The following is a 17,575-nucleotide window of genomic DNA, read 5'->3' as shown; positions in this document are numbered from 1 at the left end:
CGTTGATTTGTACAAGTGGGGCAGGACACGTACCTCACTCTAAAACGCTGTAGGGAGTTAACTCCTGAAAGAAGTTCTACTCGTTCTTCGGAGCGACTGAGAAGCCTACACTTACTCGCTAGAGAAGTGTAGGAGTGTCACGTACTCATTTATCGTATTGAAGTACTCATTTATCATATTGAAGTACTCCTTTATCGTATTGAAGTACTCCTTTATCGTATTGAAGTACTCCTTTATCGTATTGAGGTACTCCTTTATCGTATTGAGGTACTCCTCATGTTGCAATACGCTTGGGTTAAGGCTTAACTCTTTGTTAAATTCAATTTTTTTTAACGTGGACGCGGAGCGGCTACTCTACGAGAACGCTAAGAGCGAACCCGCAGGGTACGTTCTAACTTAATGTAAAATAGACTATTAGCCAATACAAATTGGGAATAATGTCGGACTTAAGAGCGGAATTAACAGAAATTTTGGATGAGGCAGAGTGGGAGTGGCTGATTCCTCATGTCCAACGAGATGCAGTAATTTTGGTGGTACCTGAGTTAAGCTTGGTAGATGTTGGAGTAGCGATCGCCAGTGATAAAATTCCATCAGTGCAACAGTGGATCGATGAGCAATTGATTACCAAACCCACAACAGTACAGGTGGGAGAATGGAATTGTAGTCGCAGTAAGCGATTTAATACCCTCATTGTCCAGCCTTACGTTCTGGTGCAAGAAATAACCGCCGTATCAGCTAAATAAGTGTCACAGAACGGCTAGAATTGTTAGGATAATTTCAGATTAGATATTGAAACCTTGATCCAATCTGAAACTTTAGAACTATTAGAATGGCATCGCCTCTGCCAGCACCTTGCCACCTTTGCGGCAACTAAGCTGGGGGCGACAGCTGCGCGTCATCTGAAAATACCCGATTCTCAGACTCAAAGCGAGCAGTTGTTAGAGCAAACCAAAGAAGTCTACCAACTGGAAACTCGTCTCACCACGGGACTATCATTTGAGGGAATTCAAGATATTGGCGATTCCCTAGAACGGGCAGAACGCGGCGGAATTTTAGCAGGGGATCAACTGTTAGCGATCGCCACCACCCTCGCGGGAGTCAGAAATTTGCGCCGTGTCATCGACAATCAGGAAGATTTGCCGATATTGACTGAGTTGGTTGCCGATTTGCGGACTTATCCCGAACTAGAACAAGAGATTCACCGCTGTATTGATGAAAGATTCCAGGTAACTGATCGCGCAAGTCAAAAACTGGGGGAAATTCGCACAGATTTGCGGCGATTACGCACTCAAATTACCCAAAAGCTACAAAATATCTTACAGGCAAAATCTGGCGCAGTTCAAGAACAGCTGATTACCCAACGGAGCGCTCGCTTTGTCATCCCTGTAAAAGCACCCCAAAAAGATGCCATCCCCGGTATTGTCCACGATACCTCTACCAGTGGGGCCACGCTGTACGTAGAACCGAATTCGGTAGTGCCTCTGGGCAACCAACTGCGGCAGATCATCAGAAAAGAGCAAGCGGAAGAAGAAGCGGTTCGCCGCGTTTTGACAGAACAGGTAGCCGCAGTCAAACCAGATTTAGAGAGGTTGTTAGCGATCGCCACCACTTTGGATCTGGCAACCGCTAGATCACGATATAGTTACTGGCTAGAAGCGAATCCGCCACGATTTATCCAGCGTGAAGATAGTGAAATCATTACCTTGCGGAATTTACGACATCCGTTGTTAGTGTGGCAACAAAGGCACGAACAAGGGCAACCAGTAGTTCCTGTGGATTTGTTGATCAGTCCGCAAATTCGAGTAGTGACGATTACCGGGCCAAATACTGGCGGTAAAACTGTAACCTTAAAAACTCTGGGGTTAGCAGCATTGATGGCCAAAGTGGGTTTATTTGTCCCCGCCCGCGAACCAGTGGAAATACCTTGGTTTGATAAAGTGCTGGCAGATATTGGTGATGAACAATCCTTACAGCAAAGTTTATCCACATTCTCTGGACACATCCGCCGGATTAGTCGGATTTTGGAGGCATTAGGGACTGGGGAAGCAGAAGAGCAGGGGAGCAGAGGAACAGAGGGGGAACTTCCTACTCCTAACTCAGCACTCCTAACTCAGAACTCAGCACTCAGCACTCAGCACTCAGCACTCGTTTTACTCGATGAAGTCGGCGCCGGAACTGATCCAGTTGAAGGTAGTGCCTTAGCGATCGCTTTGTTGCAATATCTTGCCAACCACGCCCAACTAACGATCGCCACCACTCACTTCGGCGAACTAAAAGCCCTAAAATACGAAGACGAGCGGTTTGAAAATGCTTCTGTTGAATTTGACGAAAGTACTCTCTCGCCTACTTATCGTCTGCTGTGGGGCATCCCCGGACGTTCTAACGCCTTAACTATTGCCCTACGCTTGGGATTAAAACCAGAAGTGGTAGAACAGGCGAAAAGTCAAGTGGGAGAGGCCACAGATGAAGTCAATCAAGTGATTGCTGGCTTAGAAGCGCAACGCCGCCGCCAGGAAACCAAAGCTGCGGAAGCCCAAAATTTGTTGCATCAAGCAGAACGTTTATACAAAGAAGTATCAGCAAAAGCCGCAAGTTTGGAAGAGAGGGAAAGCAGTTTGCGGGCTTCACAAGAAGTAGCAGTCCAACAAGCGATCGCTCAAGCAAAAGGTGAAATTGCCCAAGTGATCCGCCGCTTGCAGAAAGGTACGCCCACAGCCCAAGAAGCCCAGCAAGCCACCAATGCTTTGAATCAAATTGGCCAGCAATATCAGCCAACAACGCCAGCAAAACCAAAAGCTGTATTTATGCCCAAAGTAGGCGATCGCGTCCGCGTTCCCAAACTGGGACAGGTAGCAGAAGTAATCACCGCCCCTGATGAAGATGGCGAGTTAAGCGTTCGCTTTGGGCTAATGAAAATGACTGTGAAATTGCAAGACGTAGAATCTCTAGATGGTCAAAAACCCGAACCAATCGTCAAACCCAAACCAGCCCCAGCAGCAGCAACGCCACCACCGCAAAGTGTCCCAGAAATCCGCACTTCCCAAAACACCATTGATTTGCGCGGTAAGCGAGTAGCTGATTCCGAATACATTCTAGATAAAGCTATCTCGGAAGCTACAGGCCCAATATGGATTATTCACGGGCACGGAACTGGTAAACTGCGGCAAGGTGTCCACGCTTTTTTGCAACAGCATTCTAGAGTTAACAACTACGAACCAGCAGAACAATCAGATGGTGGCAGTGGTGTTACCATTGCTCACATCAAATAAAGTTATTTGCGATGTTACTTGAACTCAATCAACTAATTGTTAGAGCCGGTCATCAGTTGTTGATTAAAGATGTCTCTTGGTCGGCATACAAACGTATTTTGGCAGAATTGGGGAGCGATGTCTACGACGGGCTACGCCTACGCAGTTTTCGGATGAGTTACAGTCAAGGGGTGCTGGAAATAATGGCTCCATTACCAGAACATGAAGTAGCTAAAGTTATTATTGGGGATTTGGTAAAAGTTTTATTAGAAGAACTCGATTTGGAATTTTGGAGTTTAGGTTCTACGACTTTTAATCAGGAAAGTATGGATGCTGGGATAGAACCTGATGATTGTTTTTATATTCAAAATGAAGCTAGAATTAGGGGCAAAGAAAGAATCAATTTAGAAACCGACCCGCCTCCAGATTTAGCTATTGAAATTGATATTACCTCTCGCACTCGTTTCAATAATTATCAAGCTTTGAAAGTACCGGAACTGTGGCGATGGAATGGAAGTAAGTTAGAAATAAACGTGCTTTTCAATGGTAAGTATGTAGAATCAAATACCAGTTCTATTTTCCCAAATCTCCCAATTTATCAAGTGATTCCCGAATATTTGATGTTGAGTAAAACCAATGGCAGAAATGCGACAATGAAAGCGTTTCGGGCGTGGATAAGACAGCAAATTAGTAAAGTCACACTTGCAAATGGTAATCTTCAGAATCTTTAAAGAGAATACCAACCAAGATTTATTGTTTGCAAGTCTCCTTATTAGAAAGTTGGTACATTCTTTTCTACGACTGCCTACTTCTTGTGCATTTCCCATTTTTATTCTCATTTGTAAAATCGGATACTACCAGTAAATTTATTATTTCATCAACCAAAGTTAGGATGAAAATAATGCAATCTATGGCTCAATACGCTTGGGTTAAGAAAAATTGTAGGTTGGGTTAAGCAAAGCGCAACCCAACAAAGCCCCGAAAATGTTGGGTTGCGCTTTGCTTAACCCAACCTACGCAGTTTAAGGTTTTTGGCGCTAACTGAACCGTATTGATCTATGGCTATAATTGCCGATTTCTACGTAATTTCCATACCATCAGACACGATGAACTAACTAACAGTAAACCTGAAAATGATGGTTCTGGAACTTTGGTGATTACTAGCGAGAGGTTATCGGCATAGCCATCATTCACGCGCCCACGAACATAGTTCATATCCAGAGCAACATTAATTTGTCTTGCACCAACGGGAACAAAGCCTTTCGTGGACTTGAATAATAAACCTGTTGTGTTATTTCTTTCGTCTGGAGTGGGCGAAGTAATGAATGCTGTGTTTAGAGATTGACCATCTTGATTAAGGAAATTAAGACTAAATTCCACATTATCTAAATCAGTGTCGTAGCCACCTAACCAGGCGCTCAAATCGTATGCTCCTTGACCAGCATCAATTATGGAGGCAAAATCAGCTATCTCAATTAATTGAGAAGCACTTGATGAGCCTCTATTAGCACCACCATAAAAGAAATTTTTTCCGCGTACACTTGGCCCTGAACTATTAGCATTAGGAAGTCCACTAACGGCGACTATATTACCCAAGGCATTAGTAAATTCAAAACCCGTTGCTCCATATTGCAGCACACTAAAACTATCAGTTAAAATCCAGCCAGGGATAAAAGGTATATCAGTCCCAACAGCATTACCAATGGGATCTCCTTGCCCTTGTTCTGCATCCCCATTAACAATAAGATTTTGAGCGAGGGTAGCTGCATGGATAGGGTTAGCAAGCACAATACTCGATAAAATTCCTGCTATCAAGGCTATGCTCGCCTTTGCTATTTTTTGAAAGAAAAAAGGAAACGTATTGAGCTTATTCATATTTTTACTATTAGGCTTTATAAATGAGTTCTGATATGTGCGTGGTTTGCGGTTAAAGCTATAGTACCAACTAAGTTGGATAAAATCAATTGGCCAACGTCTTCAAACGCTGACTTTATCAAATTTTCATAGAAGCCAATCCTTGATGTTGCCCAGCCTATCCTTAAATAACAGGCTACACACAAGCGAAACTGGGGTATCCTGTCCAGCAGCAAGAAAGGTAAAAAATTTGTCTAGCAATTATGTATAAATTAAGATTAAGTAATAAACATCAAGAAATTTCAAAATTTAAAACTGCAAATAAATTAGGAGGTATTCTAAATAATTACTCAGCGATAATTAGCGGTTAACATTCAAAACAATAGTTTATTTATACTCTTGTGCGGAACTAGCAGCGAAAGTCGGGTAAACCTTAACTAGAATTGATAATTTTCTACTTTGTCCAAAATAAATTTTCATCTAGAGTAGGACAAAGATACCTCCTGTTTACCACATAGAAAAAATCTAGCTGAAGCCTCTGGCTCATAGCTATGGGAAACCAAGCTTGATCCTTGAGAGTCTGGTTTCAAAATGGGTAACAGCAACATCCTCTATCAGCTTGATCACCTATGCTAAAAGTTATGCACTCGGCCGCCAACTCAGCCACTCCAAATTCCCAGTGGGAGGATTTAATCAAGCTTCCAGCCCCAAACACAGTCCAATGGGATAATATCAAAACCCAATTAGACTTGGTGCTGTTGGCGCTAGAAACCCTAACTGGCATTGGTTCAGAGGCTATGCTTTCGGCGGCAACTGATCTGAATTTAGAGTCAAGAGTGCCAGATCGCGTAGCTTTATGGCGACTGCGCCAATCAAATCCCCTACGCAAAGGTCAAGGAGGGCGAAAAAAGCTAGATGTCGAAGAAGCGCGATCGCTTGTTTTGATTATCTGCTACCTAGCCAAACAGCACCAGGAATTGATTCGCCGTGCTGTCGGTCTGTTGGAACAAATGGCAGAAAATAACCGGGAACCTCACCAGGCTGCTTTACTTGGAGATTATATTGATGCTTTTTGCAACACCTACCAAGAGCGGATGGAAGAGGACGAGCAAATCTCAACGGATTTACTAACCAACCTGGCACTAAAACTGCTTGTAGATTTACTTTTTTATAGTGCACCTGGTGGGCATCGCCGTCTCTGGCTAGCACTTATAGACCGTTCTACAAAATTTTAGATTTGAAATTCCTCAACCAAAATTCGCTGATTAAAATTTGCTAGATAAGGATTCCCTTTTGATAATTGTTAACCCTTGGGCGATCACTATCAATACTGTTTCCTCTTTGCACACCAGTTGAACATGACAAAGTTCTGAGTGGAGGAATCCGCCGTTTCAACTTTTTTTTGTAAGCAACTGGCTCAACTTTTTGCAAAATCCCAAATAGTCTTCCTCGTAGTTCCTGCCATGCCTCTATCAAATTCTGTCATTCGTTGCTACACACCCCCGACTTGCACGCTCGAAGTATTCGCGCAAAGCTCACCACTGTCTCGTTGGATGGGGAAAACTGTCCTCAAGCACCTAAGCTTTGAGTTACGTTTTGATGATCCCCGACTACCACAAGAAAACAGAGTTCCAATTCGGGGCGATCGCGATCAACTCGAAGCTTTATGTGATGCCGTCACAAGCTATGTACAGCAATTCCTCCAACAGTCTCCAGAAAACTTTTGCGTCAGTTTATCTGATACCCAAAAGTCAAGCACAGCATTGGATGAGCCGGAATCAAAGTCCTCAACAAAGACATTAAATTCTTTTACTGCCCAGATTCCAGGGGCAAATATCCACTTAGAACCAAGCAGCTATTTAACTCATAATCTATTTCTTGGCTCTCTCGCCAACCACGCATCTGGCCTCGTAATTCAACTCAGTCTGCTGCAACTATTTGATTTGGCAAGTGCTTTAGATGAATACTCGACTGATGTCATGGCACTGCCAACTCTCAACAGCAGGAGTTCGACTCTGAGGTTCCCTGCTTGGGCGCCTATTGCCGCAGTATTAGTATTAGGTGTAGGTTTTTTACCAGTTACTTGGCAATATGCTAACGACGTTAGGGAAAAGCAACAGCAGACAGCCCAAACCGCAGATCCAGTAGCGGTAAAAGCTGCTCTAGAACCTTCATCTTCAGTGAGCTTTCCCACACTTCAACCCGGACTCACTCCCCCAGCAGATAATTTGCTAGGTTCTACCCCTCCGCTTCCCACATCCAGTTTGCTGGAAATACCTTTAACATCTCCTAATTCCAATTTCTCTACAGTGCCACCTCCATTGCTAAATAATGCACTGACAATACCTCAGAAAACGATTTCAACTTTTCCTAGCAATCCAGGGACACCATCCAGCAAAATCCTAGACCAGAAAATTGCTACCTTACCAAATCTTGAACAGAACCTTACACGTTCAAATCCCCAAGCGGATGCTCTGCCTCAGCGGCGGAATTTGCCATCCAGCCTATCTTCGACCACAGGCAGTTTATCACCAAATATTTCACCAGTTCCCCCGTCTCTTAGCACCATACCCAATAATAGCCCTACCCCAGCCCCCTCACTAACCTCACAACAGCTGGACGAAACAATCAATTCTTTACGGGCAGCTTCTCCTGGAAATAAACCCTCCTCAGAACTTCCCTCGTCTAGAACTGCGGACAATAATCCATTTATCGATCAATTAGGAAACGAACGCAAAACCCCCGCATCCAGAGAAGTGGCAACTAAGGGTACATTATTTGACACACCTCAAATAGCAGAAGCTAGAGAATACTTAATAAAGCGTTGGCAACCACCTACTGGACTGGGACAAACATTAGAGTACAGTTTAATAGTCAGTGTTGACGGTGCAATTGAACGAATTTTTCCTCTCAATAAAGCTGCAAGAGAATTAGTTGATAGTGCTGGGATGCCTGAAGTTGGTCAACCTTTTGTTTCCGCCAATACACGCGGACAAAATGTCAGAATTCGAGTTGTTCTCAGTCCTGACGGCAAGGTACAAACTTTTCCTGATGAATAAGCAACTAACCCGTTTAATCTGAGATATTGCAACAGTCCCAACAACCACCTAGTAATTTCTTACTAGGCTAATAGTTAAAGTCCTCTAAAGACGATTAGTAAACGCTTTTAGTCTACTTAAGTGAACTTGGGCTATAAGCTAAAAACTAAAGCTGGTGTAGGTTGGGTTGAGGAACGAAACCCAACATTATCGAGACTTTGTTGGGTTTCACTGTCGCTCAACCCAACCTACTATTCTCTTAACCCAAGCATATGATTGGGCTATAAGCAAATGGCACTTCAAGTGCAAGGCGGGCTAGTTAGCTCAACGAGAATGCTACAAGATTTCATTTCGATGCCACTTGTAAAACTGGCACAAAAATTATGCCAGTTTCTACTTACTAAAATTGGTCTTGGCTTGCCTTTTGGAATCCAGTTATCAAACTGGTCTTACTATTGATACCAGTAAACCTACCAGTCAATACAATCACTATTAAATCACCCAGATTAAAGGTAGGAAATATGCAAACAATTGGTACTCAAAAAGACAGTCCAGCTTGGGTTATTCAAACTTGGGCAGCTTTTGTAATTTCTATTTCTATGACCACCTTCGGTATTGTAAACTTGCCTGTGAATAGCTGGGTGAAAGGATTTATGGGCATGGGTTTAGTTTTTTCTGTTGGCTCAACTTTTACTTTGGCGAAAACTAGTAGAGACTTGCACGAAAATAGAAGATTAACCGCTAGGTTAGATGAGGCGAAAGTAGAAAAATTGCTTTCACAACACGATCCTCTAAATTTAAAATGAAGGGAGTCATGCCAATTTTGGATTAAAAGGCTTGATCAAAAAGCCGTTTCAGGAATATCAAACAATACTACTTTTTCCAATTTGATGTGATTTATACATCAGAAATTAACTATATAACCAAAAACAAAAGGACTGGATATACCAGTCCTTTGTTATGTTAATTTAAGGTTTTTATCTTAATAAACGGATTTCTTGGTTTTTAACTTTTGCTTTTTACGCCGACGTTCGCTAGCAGCGACTGCTTGTTCTACCGGATAACCCACTAGAGGAATTACCTGATATTTTCGCTCTTCTTCTAACTTTTTCAGTTCAGTGTAATCAAGCCAGTAGATGCAATCAACTGGACAAGTGTCAATTGCTTCTTGGATAATTTCTTCAGCATCGCCATCTTGGCGAACTACACGCGATCGCCCATAATCTGGTTCAATGTAAAAGGTATTACGCGCCACATGAGCGCAATGCTTACAACCAATACAGGTGATTTCGTCAACGTAGACACCATTTTGACGCAACATACCACCCAATTCTGGTTCTAAACCAGACCGTTCTGGGGCATCCCGTAAAAAACCCCCTAATTCTGGTTCAAAACCGGAACGGTTTACTTCTTGTTCTTCTGGCGACGGCACAAAATCAGCCATTACGCACTCCAGCGCTGTACTACTAAGCGAATTGAACCATCTTCATTTTTTTGTTGTTCAGCAACTTGAAAGCCAACACGAGCGGTTTCTTTCACAACTGTTTGATAAGCATAACGCTGTGTTACCTGGCGCAAAAATCCGTCTACAGACAAGTTTTGCTGCCAATATTGCAAGTCAGCCACCAGTTCATATTCCTTGCCATTCCATCTAAAGCCGATATCGTAGCCATTTTCCTGCTCAATAGTAACTTCGGCAGGATGGGTTTGACCGCGATAACCACGTACCTCCTGTGGCCCTGGTTTCCAGTCTACGCCTAATTCAGTCAAAGCATCTTTCAAAGAATCAAGGTTACGGATTTGAGTCTTAATTTGGCTAAAGTGTGACATGATGGTTATGAATTAATGACATTTAACTACTGTGAAAACTTACCAATTGCTGTAAGTGGTTTGCGTATTCGCCACATTGGATTGCTGCACCTTAGCGGCGAAGAATTCTGAGGTTGGCTCATGATTAAGTACTTGACCCAGTTGTGCCTCTATTGCTGCTGTAACCTCAGCGCAAGATGCACCGACGATGCCAGTGACTTTTTCTTGTACCCGACCGTCTGGATAGATTATAAACTCTAATGTCTCCATGCTCTTGGGCAACCACGATAGTTGAATTGTACTGCCTTAGCATCCGGCTATAAATATAGCCATAGGAACATTTTTACTTTAGATACAAACTTGCCGTTTGCTAAATAATGTTCCACCTTTCAAGGTATATATCTCAGAATCTTTACAAAAATTATTAAAATATAAGCAAACACACCAGTGTTTAATTAGTATCTCTTAACCTTATCGATTAGTCAAGGTAACAACTGAGCTTGCTAAATAAGCGGCAAAAGTCCTAAAAATAAGTTACAGCAAGATAGTGGGGTATACGTAGGTATTGCATTAGTTCTTGATTTAGTGACTTTACCTGACATTGGATGTCAAGGGATTTTTAAACTGCGATCGCCTCCTAGTCTAACTTTGACTCTAAGAATTTTATAGCTACTTTCTGCCTCGCTCTTGCATTTCTTGCTGGCGCATCGGCATAGCGTCAATTTGCTCAAAAATTGCTGTTGCTGGGACTGGTGTAGTGTCACTGCGCTTAACACCACCATCTTTACCTACCAAAATGACGCGAAAATTTTCTTTATCAACTCTGAAGTGATTTCGCAAATTGGCAGCAGAAGACTCATCTATTAACTGTCCGTTAGCATAGCTTTTATTTGTTGCCAAAACCTGAATGAGAACTAAATCCCGGTCTTTAAAACTGTTTTGATGCTGATCAAACAACTGCATTTGCTGCTGATAGCTATGGTTATCAACAGACGGTGCAAACACTAGTAACACGCGGTTTTGCCATTTTTGGGAACTGAGGTTAAATGGAGACATTTTGATGGTATCGGTTGAACCTTGGACAGTACCAGCAATGCTGATTGGTGATAGGACTATAGACGCAGTGAGGATCAGGGCGATTAATACTGAGTTATTCACAATAGCTAGTTCACGAGCGTTTCATGATCTCAAGTTATCATTAATTTTGCATAATTTAAGTATATTAACTGATCAAATCGGCGATTTTACGCTGTTAGTATGTAATAAATAATATAGCATCAGCTATTTAAACATTTCAATGTCAGTGTTATAAATTATCAAAAAATCTTATGAAAGTGCTTTTACCAGAGGGAGTTTAACTTCAAGGTTTTGAGAGAGAATTAAAAACAAATCTAGAGCAAGCACAACTTGCCGGTTATGCCCTTATGGGTTTTGCTTTTAGAGAGGCTTTGAGTTCAAACCTTCACCAAATTGATGCTTTGGTGGTTATGGAGCCAGGAGTATTTGTATGTTTGGAGGCAAAAGGATATAAAGGGAAGTGGACAGGAAGCGCCAACGAAACATGGTTTTCTGATAATAAAAAAATTGAAGCTGTTGGCGGCAATCCATATATACAGGTTGAACGATACAGCCTAGTTATTAAAGATAAGCTTCGGTCTTGTATATTTCAGGATATTCCTTTCTGGGTTAATTATTTTGTTGTCGCTCCAGATACAACAAAATTTGAAATAGAAGGTGCAGTTGTTAATAGTTTTCAACCTGGAAGAGCAGTGCAAATTTGTAATCTATCCAGAATACAACAGGTTTTAGGCAGTATTAGAACTAGGGAAAATGTTGCTGCAAAATTCAACGAAGTTGGTATTAAAAAAATTATTAGCGAACTCACAGGAATCTCACTAGAAAAAATCGAAATACTTATAAATGTTCAGCCGCCTGACCCTACTACAGTAAAACCTCCACTAGAACCAGAACCTGTAGAACCACCTCCACTAGATCCAGAACTTGTAGAACCACCTCCACTAGATCCATCTCATAACAAATATATTTATCTTCCTATAATCCTCACTTGCTTTATAGGAGTAGGAATATTTGCTGCTTGGCAGTATTTTAATCAAACACCATGCGAAACGGCTACTGAAACAAGAGTAAATAATATTTGTTATAAAGATATTACTAAAAAACCTCTTGTTGTAGGCATTGTAACTTCACCTAAGCAGTATTCAGAATTTAAAACATACTTAAAAAAACAACTCGGTTCTCAAGCTAGAGATGTAGTAATTGAAGGTAACTCTGAAATTACATATAAAGAAGCTCAAAATAATATTTCTAAAAACAAATGGGATATCGTGTTTGCCAACTCACCCATGAATGGAATGCGAGCTAAAGATAATAGCTACAAATGGTTAGCTCGAATGTATCCTAAGTATCCACTTACTTATCAATCAGCTTTATTTGTTAGATCCGATAGTCGAATTAAGTCAATTGAAGATATTAAGTCTACAACAACTATCGCTCTTGGAGATTTCAATTCAGCTTCTAGCTTCTATATGCCTGCCTATGATTTATATGGAACATCTATGACTGTAACGGCAGGACATAGAAGTAGTAAAATTCGAGAGCTAGTAGCTAATAAACAAGCAGATATAGGAGCAGTTGTATACACTACAGTCAAGGATGATCCACAATTTCGAGTAATTCAAATTAGTAGAGAAATTCCAAGCACAGGAGTTTACTTATCTCCAAAATTAACTCCTACTGTTCAAAAGCAGATTCAAAACATTTTAGAAAATGCACCTAAAAAAATTAAAGACCAGGCAAACTACGATACAGGAAAAGAGCCAGACTATAAACAATTTAGAACGATTGCATTAAGAGCAGATCAAGTTTTGTCTTGCGCTAATTTTAGTATAAATCCCGTACAATTTTTTTGCAACGCAACACCTCAAGGGATTCTAGGACGGGTGGCTGGTTTCACCAACCAGGGCAATGGAATGATTCGATTACGATTGGAACGAGAAAATCATAAAACCTGCCAAGTCTTTGTTTCTTCACAAACGCTGAAAAAAATTATGGATAGTAGCTCACCAGAAATTATTAATAGAAAACAAGTCAATATTATTGGAGTAGAGCCAATAGAACTAGAAGACCGCACTTGTCAACTAACGATTGAAAACCCTACTCAGCTAGTAGTGTTATAACCTGAAGCTTAATGTTAAGCTAGCACTTTATTGTAAGAGGCATGATGAAAATCACTTACACAAAATTAGGTCGAGTAGTGTTGATATTTTTAGCTAGTATTGACAGGTCATTGAGCTACCAATTGTATTTTCGTAGGGAAGGAGATGTAATTATTCTTGAAAGGTTTGGACACAAAAATATTCAGAGTAAGATTATTAACTACTTAAGCAGTAACTTGGAAGGATTTATAGAGCCTACATCTAACAAGTATTTTTTAAGTAGCTGTTAGATCGCTCTTCACCCTATCCTTTCACCTCTAGCCCCGTACCGATATCAGCATTACTTTCTAAAAAGTCGTTATCTTTAAGAATTTCATAGAGATTAGTATCTTGCTCTAGCAAGCAAGCGTGTCCACAATGGGGCAACACTACAATCTTGTTATTTGGTAAGATATTCGCTATCCGCTTCACTTCAGTTACAGAAGGTAAAAGCCGATCGCTAGCACCAGCAATTAACAAAATTGGTTGAGTTAACTGACGTAACCGCTGCTCATCAATCTCAAACTCTCGCAGTAAAGACAATCGCCAAAGAACGGTTTCTGACGGTACAGAACGCATAGTTTTCAAAAGTTCATGGCGATCGCTTGGACAAATGCGTGGTAAAGATGCCAGAAACGGCAATAACCCCAGTGCGCCGATGTCATAAAGGGGTTCTGGCACCAAGAAAGTTAGTTGGGAAGCCCAATTTAACCAAGGGCGAAGTTGAAAGGCGGAAGCTGGGTTAATTAAGATAATTCGCTTAAATAAATGCGGTGCTTGAATCGCTACTTTCATCGCCAAACAACCACCAAAGGACTCACCACACAGGTAAACTGCTCTCTGGGAGCTTTTTTCTAATTCGGCGTGGAGCAGGTTTAATACGCTATTGGTTAACACATCCCAAGTGTTAAGGTTTTTCCGGGGGATCGCTAAACAGCGGACATCAAATCCAGCTTCTAATCCAACGGTTTGCGATCGCAATAATTGACCTGTTCCATCCATTCCTGGCAAATATACCAACAATGGGTACTCTGGTTGTACTCGTTTAGGAGTCAGGAAACAAGGGTTTAACTCAACTTCTCTTATAGTCATTAGTCAATGATATAAAACTTTTAGAATGCTGATTGTTACTTATAAAAGCTTTGGTGTTTTTGAGTCTAATAGCAACCTTGACGCAGTAAGTTGCTAATTTCGCCGTGACAATGTTCCGTCACTTGGGCTACAACATCTCTGGCTTGTTTGCCATGATATTTTTTTTGGTGCTGGGGCGTAATCCAATAAGGGCGACCAATTAACACGGCAACCCGACGATAAAATACTAAGGGATGCCAACCAGATTGATTAAATAAAGGTTCTGAAGGATCAAATATACTCAAAAGCCTTAAGGGAAAACCATTGGTGTTTACTTCTTCCAAAGAGGCGATCGCAATCGGCAAAATTGCTAGATCCTGCACATTAGATCGCAATGCCAAATGTGCAAATCCCCGCTGAAATTCACCCAGCATATTTGGCTGAGTAAATTTCACCATTGGTTCAGTTCCTTCTGGAAACACTCCTACCATCTGCCTCGATTGCAAGAGTAACTGTGATTGCAAAAAAAAGCTTTTTTGGCGATTTTGAGTTCCATCCAACGGAAAGCAGCCCAATTGTCCGGTGACAATCTCCCGCATTACTGGCACTTGCCCCATGTAGTGATGGCAAGCAAAGCGAATCGGACTCGATAACGCCGCCATTAAAACTAGTGCATCCACAAAGCTGCGATGATTGCTCACTACCAAGATGCTAGCATCTTGGGGAATGCGATCCTCGTAATAGCGAAACATTTGCGTTGAGAGTGCCGCCACTAAAGCGCGAGAAATCTCTAGGGGGCTATTTAGACTCATACCTAATCAATATATTTTTCCGGTAAATTGGAGTTTGTCTTAAGTTAATTTTTACATTTCTTTACTACTGCCATGACCGTCTTAAGATAGAACTAATATTTATCAATGATTTGCTTTCCAATTTTCTAGGTCAGCTAAAGAGCGATCGCGGTAACGTCCATAACGCTCCTGCTTACTTTTTATTTTCGCACCCAGTTCCGGAAAAATGCCAAAGTTGGGCGGCATTGGTTGGAAATGCTTAGGCGAAGCGGAACTAATAAATTCCAATAACGCACCCATCATTGTAGTTGGTGGTAAAATCAAAGGCTCTTTACCCAAAGCTAGCCGCGCTGCATTAATTCCCGCCAAGCAGCCACCCGCAGCCGCAGCAGTGTAGCCTTCAGTACCAATCAATTGTCCAGCTGCTAATAAAGTTGGACGTTCTTTAAATTGCAGAGTCGGATGCATCAGTTGAGGAGCATTAACAAAAGTGTTGCGGTGCATCACTCCCAGCCGCACAAACTCCGCCTTTTCCAAACTGGGAATGAGCTGAAAGATCCGCTTTTGCTCACCCCAGCGCAGATTAGTTTGGAATCCTACCATGTTCCACAGTTGACCGGCTTTGTCTTCTTGTCGCAACTGCACCACAGCATAAGGACGTTCTTCTGTACGAGTATCTGACAATCCCACTGGCTTTAGGGGGCCGTAGCGCATCGTGTCTTCTCCCCGGTGTGCTAGTTCTTCAATGGGTAGACAGGCTTCAAAAAATTTCGCTGTTTCCCGTTCAAAACCTTTGAGTTCTGTTTGTTCAGCTTTGCACAGTTCTTCTCGAAACCGCAAGTACTGCTCTTTATTCATTGGGCAGTTGAGATAAGCAGCTTCACCTTTGTCATAACGTGATGCCATAAAGGCAATGTCACGATTAATCGATTCTCCCACAATAATCGGACTAGCTGCATCGAAAAAGCTGAGGTATTCCATCCCTGTAAAGCGGCGCAAATCTTCAGCTAAGTCAGGACTGGTTAAAGGCCCAGTTGCCAAAACCACAATTCCTTCAGGAATCGCAGATACTTCACCCCGCCGGAATTCAATTAAAGGATGGCTTGATAAAGTTTGAGTCAAGTCTTGGCCAAATTGTCCTCTATCGACGGCTAGCGCTCCACCCGCAGGTACGGCGTGTTCATCAGCTTTAGAAATGACGATCGAGCCAAGTTGGCGTAATTCTTCGTGCAGTAATCCAGCTGCGCGATCGCTTGCCATTGCTCCAAAGGAATTACTACACACTAATTCTGCCAAATGTTCTGTATGATGAGCGGGACTAAATCGCTTTGGGCGCATTTCATGCAGAATTACAGGAACTCCAGCTTGGGCTATTTGCCAAGCTGCTTCTGTCCCAGCTAGTCCACCTCCAATTACTTGTATCGGTTGTTTTTCCATAGTTAAATTTTTTATTTCCATATTATTAAGTATTTATCAGTATTACAGAAGTAAAATTAAGTAAAAAGAGATGAGAATAAGTCAGAACTCAGAATACCTCAGTAGTCAACTCAGGGATTTCAACTTTTTCTCTACGCCTCTGTGTGTAATTATTATCGCCTAGCTAGAAGCTGCTCCTCAGATAAATCGTAAAATAGTAGATAAATTGAATTATTCGTAGCAAGCAGGTTGCAAACCAGTGATTAATCAGCGAATTGAGCAAGCAAATAAAAGAAAGCAAGATTCTCAAAGTTAAGGCTTACTCGTCTGGATTTACACCCATATCTCTCAGCCTTTGCGCCAAGCGTTCAGCTCGTTCTTGTGCTAATTCCCTTTGTTGACGTTCCTGCTCTAACAATAATTTGGACTGCTGTAACTGTTGTTGAGCTTGTTCTTTTTGCTCTCGTTCTAAATCTGCTCTTTCTTCACCAGAGAGTAATAGATTTCCCTGCTCATCCCACCAACGCAACCAAGGCAATTCTAGATTTTGATAGCGACCTTGCCAAATACCTAACTCTACACCAAGGGCGTTAATGGGATAATGTCCTCGTTTGTTTTCTAAGACTAATTCATAGTGGTCTTCTATCAGGTGATACACTTCTACTCGACTGTGGCGCACTTCGTAAATGCCGTAAAAGGCAGGTCTAATTGCTTGCTCGTAAACCCAAAATTTTCCCGTCCAAGAAGTTTTGTCATGTTCTTCTGAACCATCACCCGATACAAATTCCAATACAATCAAAGGTGGGATAATCTCTTGCCACAGTACATAAGAACGTCGTGTTTGACCATTTAAAAGTGGTGACACATTAGGCACATAAAACCAGTCTGGTGCTTCTGCACCTCTTTGTGGCGGGTCAGTCATCCGCCAATAAATTCCAGAATCTTGACCAATGCAATAATTACCTTCTGGATGACGTTTCTGTAACACTGGTTGAATCGAATCTGTAAGCAGAATGCTTTGGGGATGTTCCTGGAAGTTTTTCACAAATTCGCCGTCTGACTCAGGTAACTGAGTATGGTCAGGTAAGGTGGTTAGCAGTATTTCAGGTTTAGTAGTCATAAAAATTTTGACT

At 41.8% G+C, this 17,575-nt stretch carries 16 protein-coding genes and 1 pseudogene; 8 read left to right on the top strand and 9 right to left on the bottom strand.

The window, feature by feature from the left end:
- Nucleotides 1-437: 437 nt before the first annotated feature.
- Genes ACEW80_RS00475 through ACEW80_RS00465 form a run of 3 tightly spaced genes read left to right on the top strand, consistent with a single transcriptional unit; the run spans nucleotide 438 to nucleotide 3,979 of the window.
- Nucleotides 438-743: a DUF2288 domain-containing protein gene (locus ACEW80_RS00475; RefSeq protein WP_373524708.1), complete on the top strand. Its 306-nt coding sequence runs from the start codon at nucleotides 438-440 to the stop codon at nucleotides 741-743.
- A gap of 54 nt (nucleotides 744-797) precedes the next feature.
- The gene (locus ACEW80_RS00470) at nucleotides 798-3,269 is read left to right on the top strand and encodes an endonuclease MutS2 (protein ID WP_373524707.1); all 2,472 of its coding nucleotides are present in this window, start codon (nucleotides 798-800) and stop codon (nucleotides 3,267-3,269) included.
- 11 nt (nucleotides 3,270-3,280) lie between these two features.
- Nucleotides 3,281-3,979 carry a Uma2 family endonuclease gene (locus tag ACEW80_RS00465; protein WP_373524706.1) on the top strand — a complete coding sequence of 233 codons (699 nt, stop codon included), beginning with the start codon at nucleotides 3,281-3,283 and terminating at the stop codon, nucleotides 3,977-3,979.
- Between the two features lie 331 nt (nucleotides 3,980-4,310).
- Here the strand turns inward: ACEW80_RS00465 and ACEW80_RS00460 are convergent, their stop codons facing one another.
- Nucleotides 4,311-5,123, bottom strand: coding sequence for a PEP-CTERM sorting domain-containing protein (locus tag ACEW80_RS00460; protein ID WP_373524705.1), 813 nt, complete (start codon nucleotides 5,121-5,123; stop codon nucleotides 4,311-4,313).
- A gap of 608 nt (nucleotides 5,124-5,731) precedes the next feature.
- On the opposite strand from ACEW80_RS00460, the gene ACEW80_RS00455 reads away from it, so the two are divergent.
- From ACEW80_RS00455 to ACEW80_RS00445, 3 genes are all read left to right on the top strand, one after another.
- Entirely contained in the window at nucleotides 5,732-6,337 is a 606-nt protein-coding gene (locus tag ACEW80_RS00455; protein ID WP_069069205.1) for a DUF3038 domain-containing protein, read from the top strand.
- 228 nt (nucleotides 6,338-6,565) lie between these two features.
- Nucleotides 6,566-8,161 (top strand): DUF4335 domain-containing protein, encoded by a 1,596-nt coding sequence (locus tag ACEW80_RS00450; RefSeq protein ID WP_373524704.1) that lies wholly within the window; start codon nucleotides 6,566-6,568, stop codon nucleotides 8,159-8,161.
- Between the two features lie 500 nt (nucleotides 8,162-8,661).
- Nucleotides 8,662-8,946 (top strand): YiaA/YiaB family inner membrane protein, encoded by a 285-nt coding sequence (locus ACEW80_RS00445; RefSeq protein ID WP_373524703.1) that lies wholly within the window; start codon nucleotides 8,662-8,664, stop codon nucleotides 8,944-8,946.
- Nucleotides 8,947-9,122: 176 nt separating this feature from the next.
- Here the strand turns inward: ACEW80_RS00445 and ACEW80_RS00440 are convergent, their stop codons facing one another.
- The 4 genes from ACEW80_RS00440 to ACEW80_RS00425 form a co-directional block, all read right to left on the bottom strand.
- Complete coding sequence (locus ACEW80_RS00440) at nucleotides 9,123-9,584, bottom strand: ferredoxin (RefSeq protein WP_373524702.1); 462 nt, start codon at nucleotides 9,582-9,584, stop codon at nucleotides 9,123-9,125.
- Entirely contained in the window at nucleotides 9,584-9,970 is a 387-nt protein-coding gene (locus ACEW80_RS00435; RefSeq protein ID WP_373524701.1) for a DUF1257 domain-containing protein, read from the bottom strand. Before ACEW80_RS00435 ends, ACEW80_RS00440 begins: the two co-directional genes overlap by 1 nt.
- Nucleotides 9,971-10,009: 39 nt before the next feature.
- Nucleotides 10,010-10,219, bottom strand: coding sequence for a DUF2997 domain-containing protein (locus ACEW80_RS00430; protein ID WP_373524700.1), 210 nt, complete (start codon nucleotides 10,217-10,219; stop codon nucleotides 10,010-10,012).
- 399 nt (nucleotides 10,220-10,618) lie between these two features.
- Complete coding sequence (locus ACEW80_RS00425; protein WP_373524699.1) at nucleotides 10,619-11,107, bottom strand: DUF4174 domain-containing protein; 489 nt, start codon at nucleotides 11,105-11,107, stop codon at nucleotides 10,619-10,621.
- Nucleotides 11,108-11,331: 224 nt separating this feature from the next.
- Here ACEW80_RS00425 and ACEW80_RS00420 point away from each other — a divergent pair.
- Together ACEW80_RS00420 and ACEW80_RS00415 are read left to right on the top strand one after the other, a co-directional pair.
- Nucleotides 11,332-11,640 (top strand): annotated as a pseudogene (locus ACEW80_RS00420) (nuclease-related domain-containing protein); the annotation flags it as partial.
- A 78-nt stretch (nucleotides 11,641-11,718) separates the two neighbouring features.
- Nucleotides 11,719-13,146, top strand: coding sequence for a phosphate/phosphite/phosphonate ABC transporter substrate-binding protein (locus tag ACEW80_RS00415; RefSeq protein ID WP_373524710.1), 1,428 nt, complete (start codon nucleotides 11,719-11,721; stop codon nucleotides 13,144-13,146).
- Nucleotides 13,147-13,428: 282 nt separating this feature from the next.
- Here ACEW80_RS00415 and ACEW80_RS00410 read toward each other — a convergent pair whose 3' ends face one another.
- The 4 genes from ACEW80_RS00410 to ACEW80_RS00395 form a co-directional block, all read right to left on the bottom strand.
- Entirely contained in the window at nucleotides 13,429-14,256 is an 828-nt protein-coding gene (locus ACEW80_RS00410) for an alpha/beta fold hydrolase (protein WP_373524698.1), read from the bottom strand.
- 65 nt (nucleotides 14,257-14,321) lie between these two features.
- The gene (locus ACEW80_RS00405) at nucleotides 14,322-15,047 is read right to left on the bottom strand and encodes a lysophospholipid acyltransferase family protein (RefSeq protein WP_373524697.1); all 726 of its coding nucleotides are present in this window, start codon (nucleotides 15,045-15,047) and stop codon (nucleotides 14,322-14,324) included.
- A 102-nt stretch (nucleotides 15,048-15,149) separates the two neighbouring features.
- Entirely contained in the window at nucleotides 15,150-16,463 is a 1,314-nt protein-coding gene (trmFO, locus tag ACEW80_RS00400; protein WP_373524696.1) for an FADH(2)-oxidizing methylenetetrahydrofolate--tRNA-(uracil(54)-C(5))-methyltransferase TrmFO, read from the bottom strand.
- A 298-nt stretch (nucleotides 16,464-16,761) separates the two neighbouring features.
- Nucleotides 16,762-17,568, bottom strand: coding sequence for a Uma2 family endonuclease (locus ACEW80_RS00395; protein WP_373524709.1), 807 nt, complete (start codon nucleotides 17,566-17,568; stop codon nucleotides 16,762-16,764).
- Between the last annotated feature and the right edge of the window lie 7 nt (nucleotides 17,569-17,575).

The sequence above is a fragment of the Nostoc sp. genome, assembly GCF_041747015.1.
In the GTDB taxonomy this organism is placed as follows: Bacteria; Cyanobacteriota; Cyanobacteriia; order Cyanobacteriales; family Nostocaceae; genus Nostoc.
Note: the sequence above shows the minus strand (reverse complement) of the source record. Positions and strands in the feature narration are given on the sequence as shown.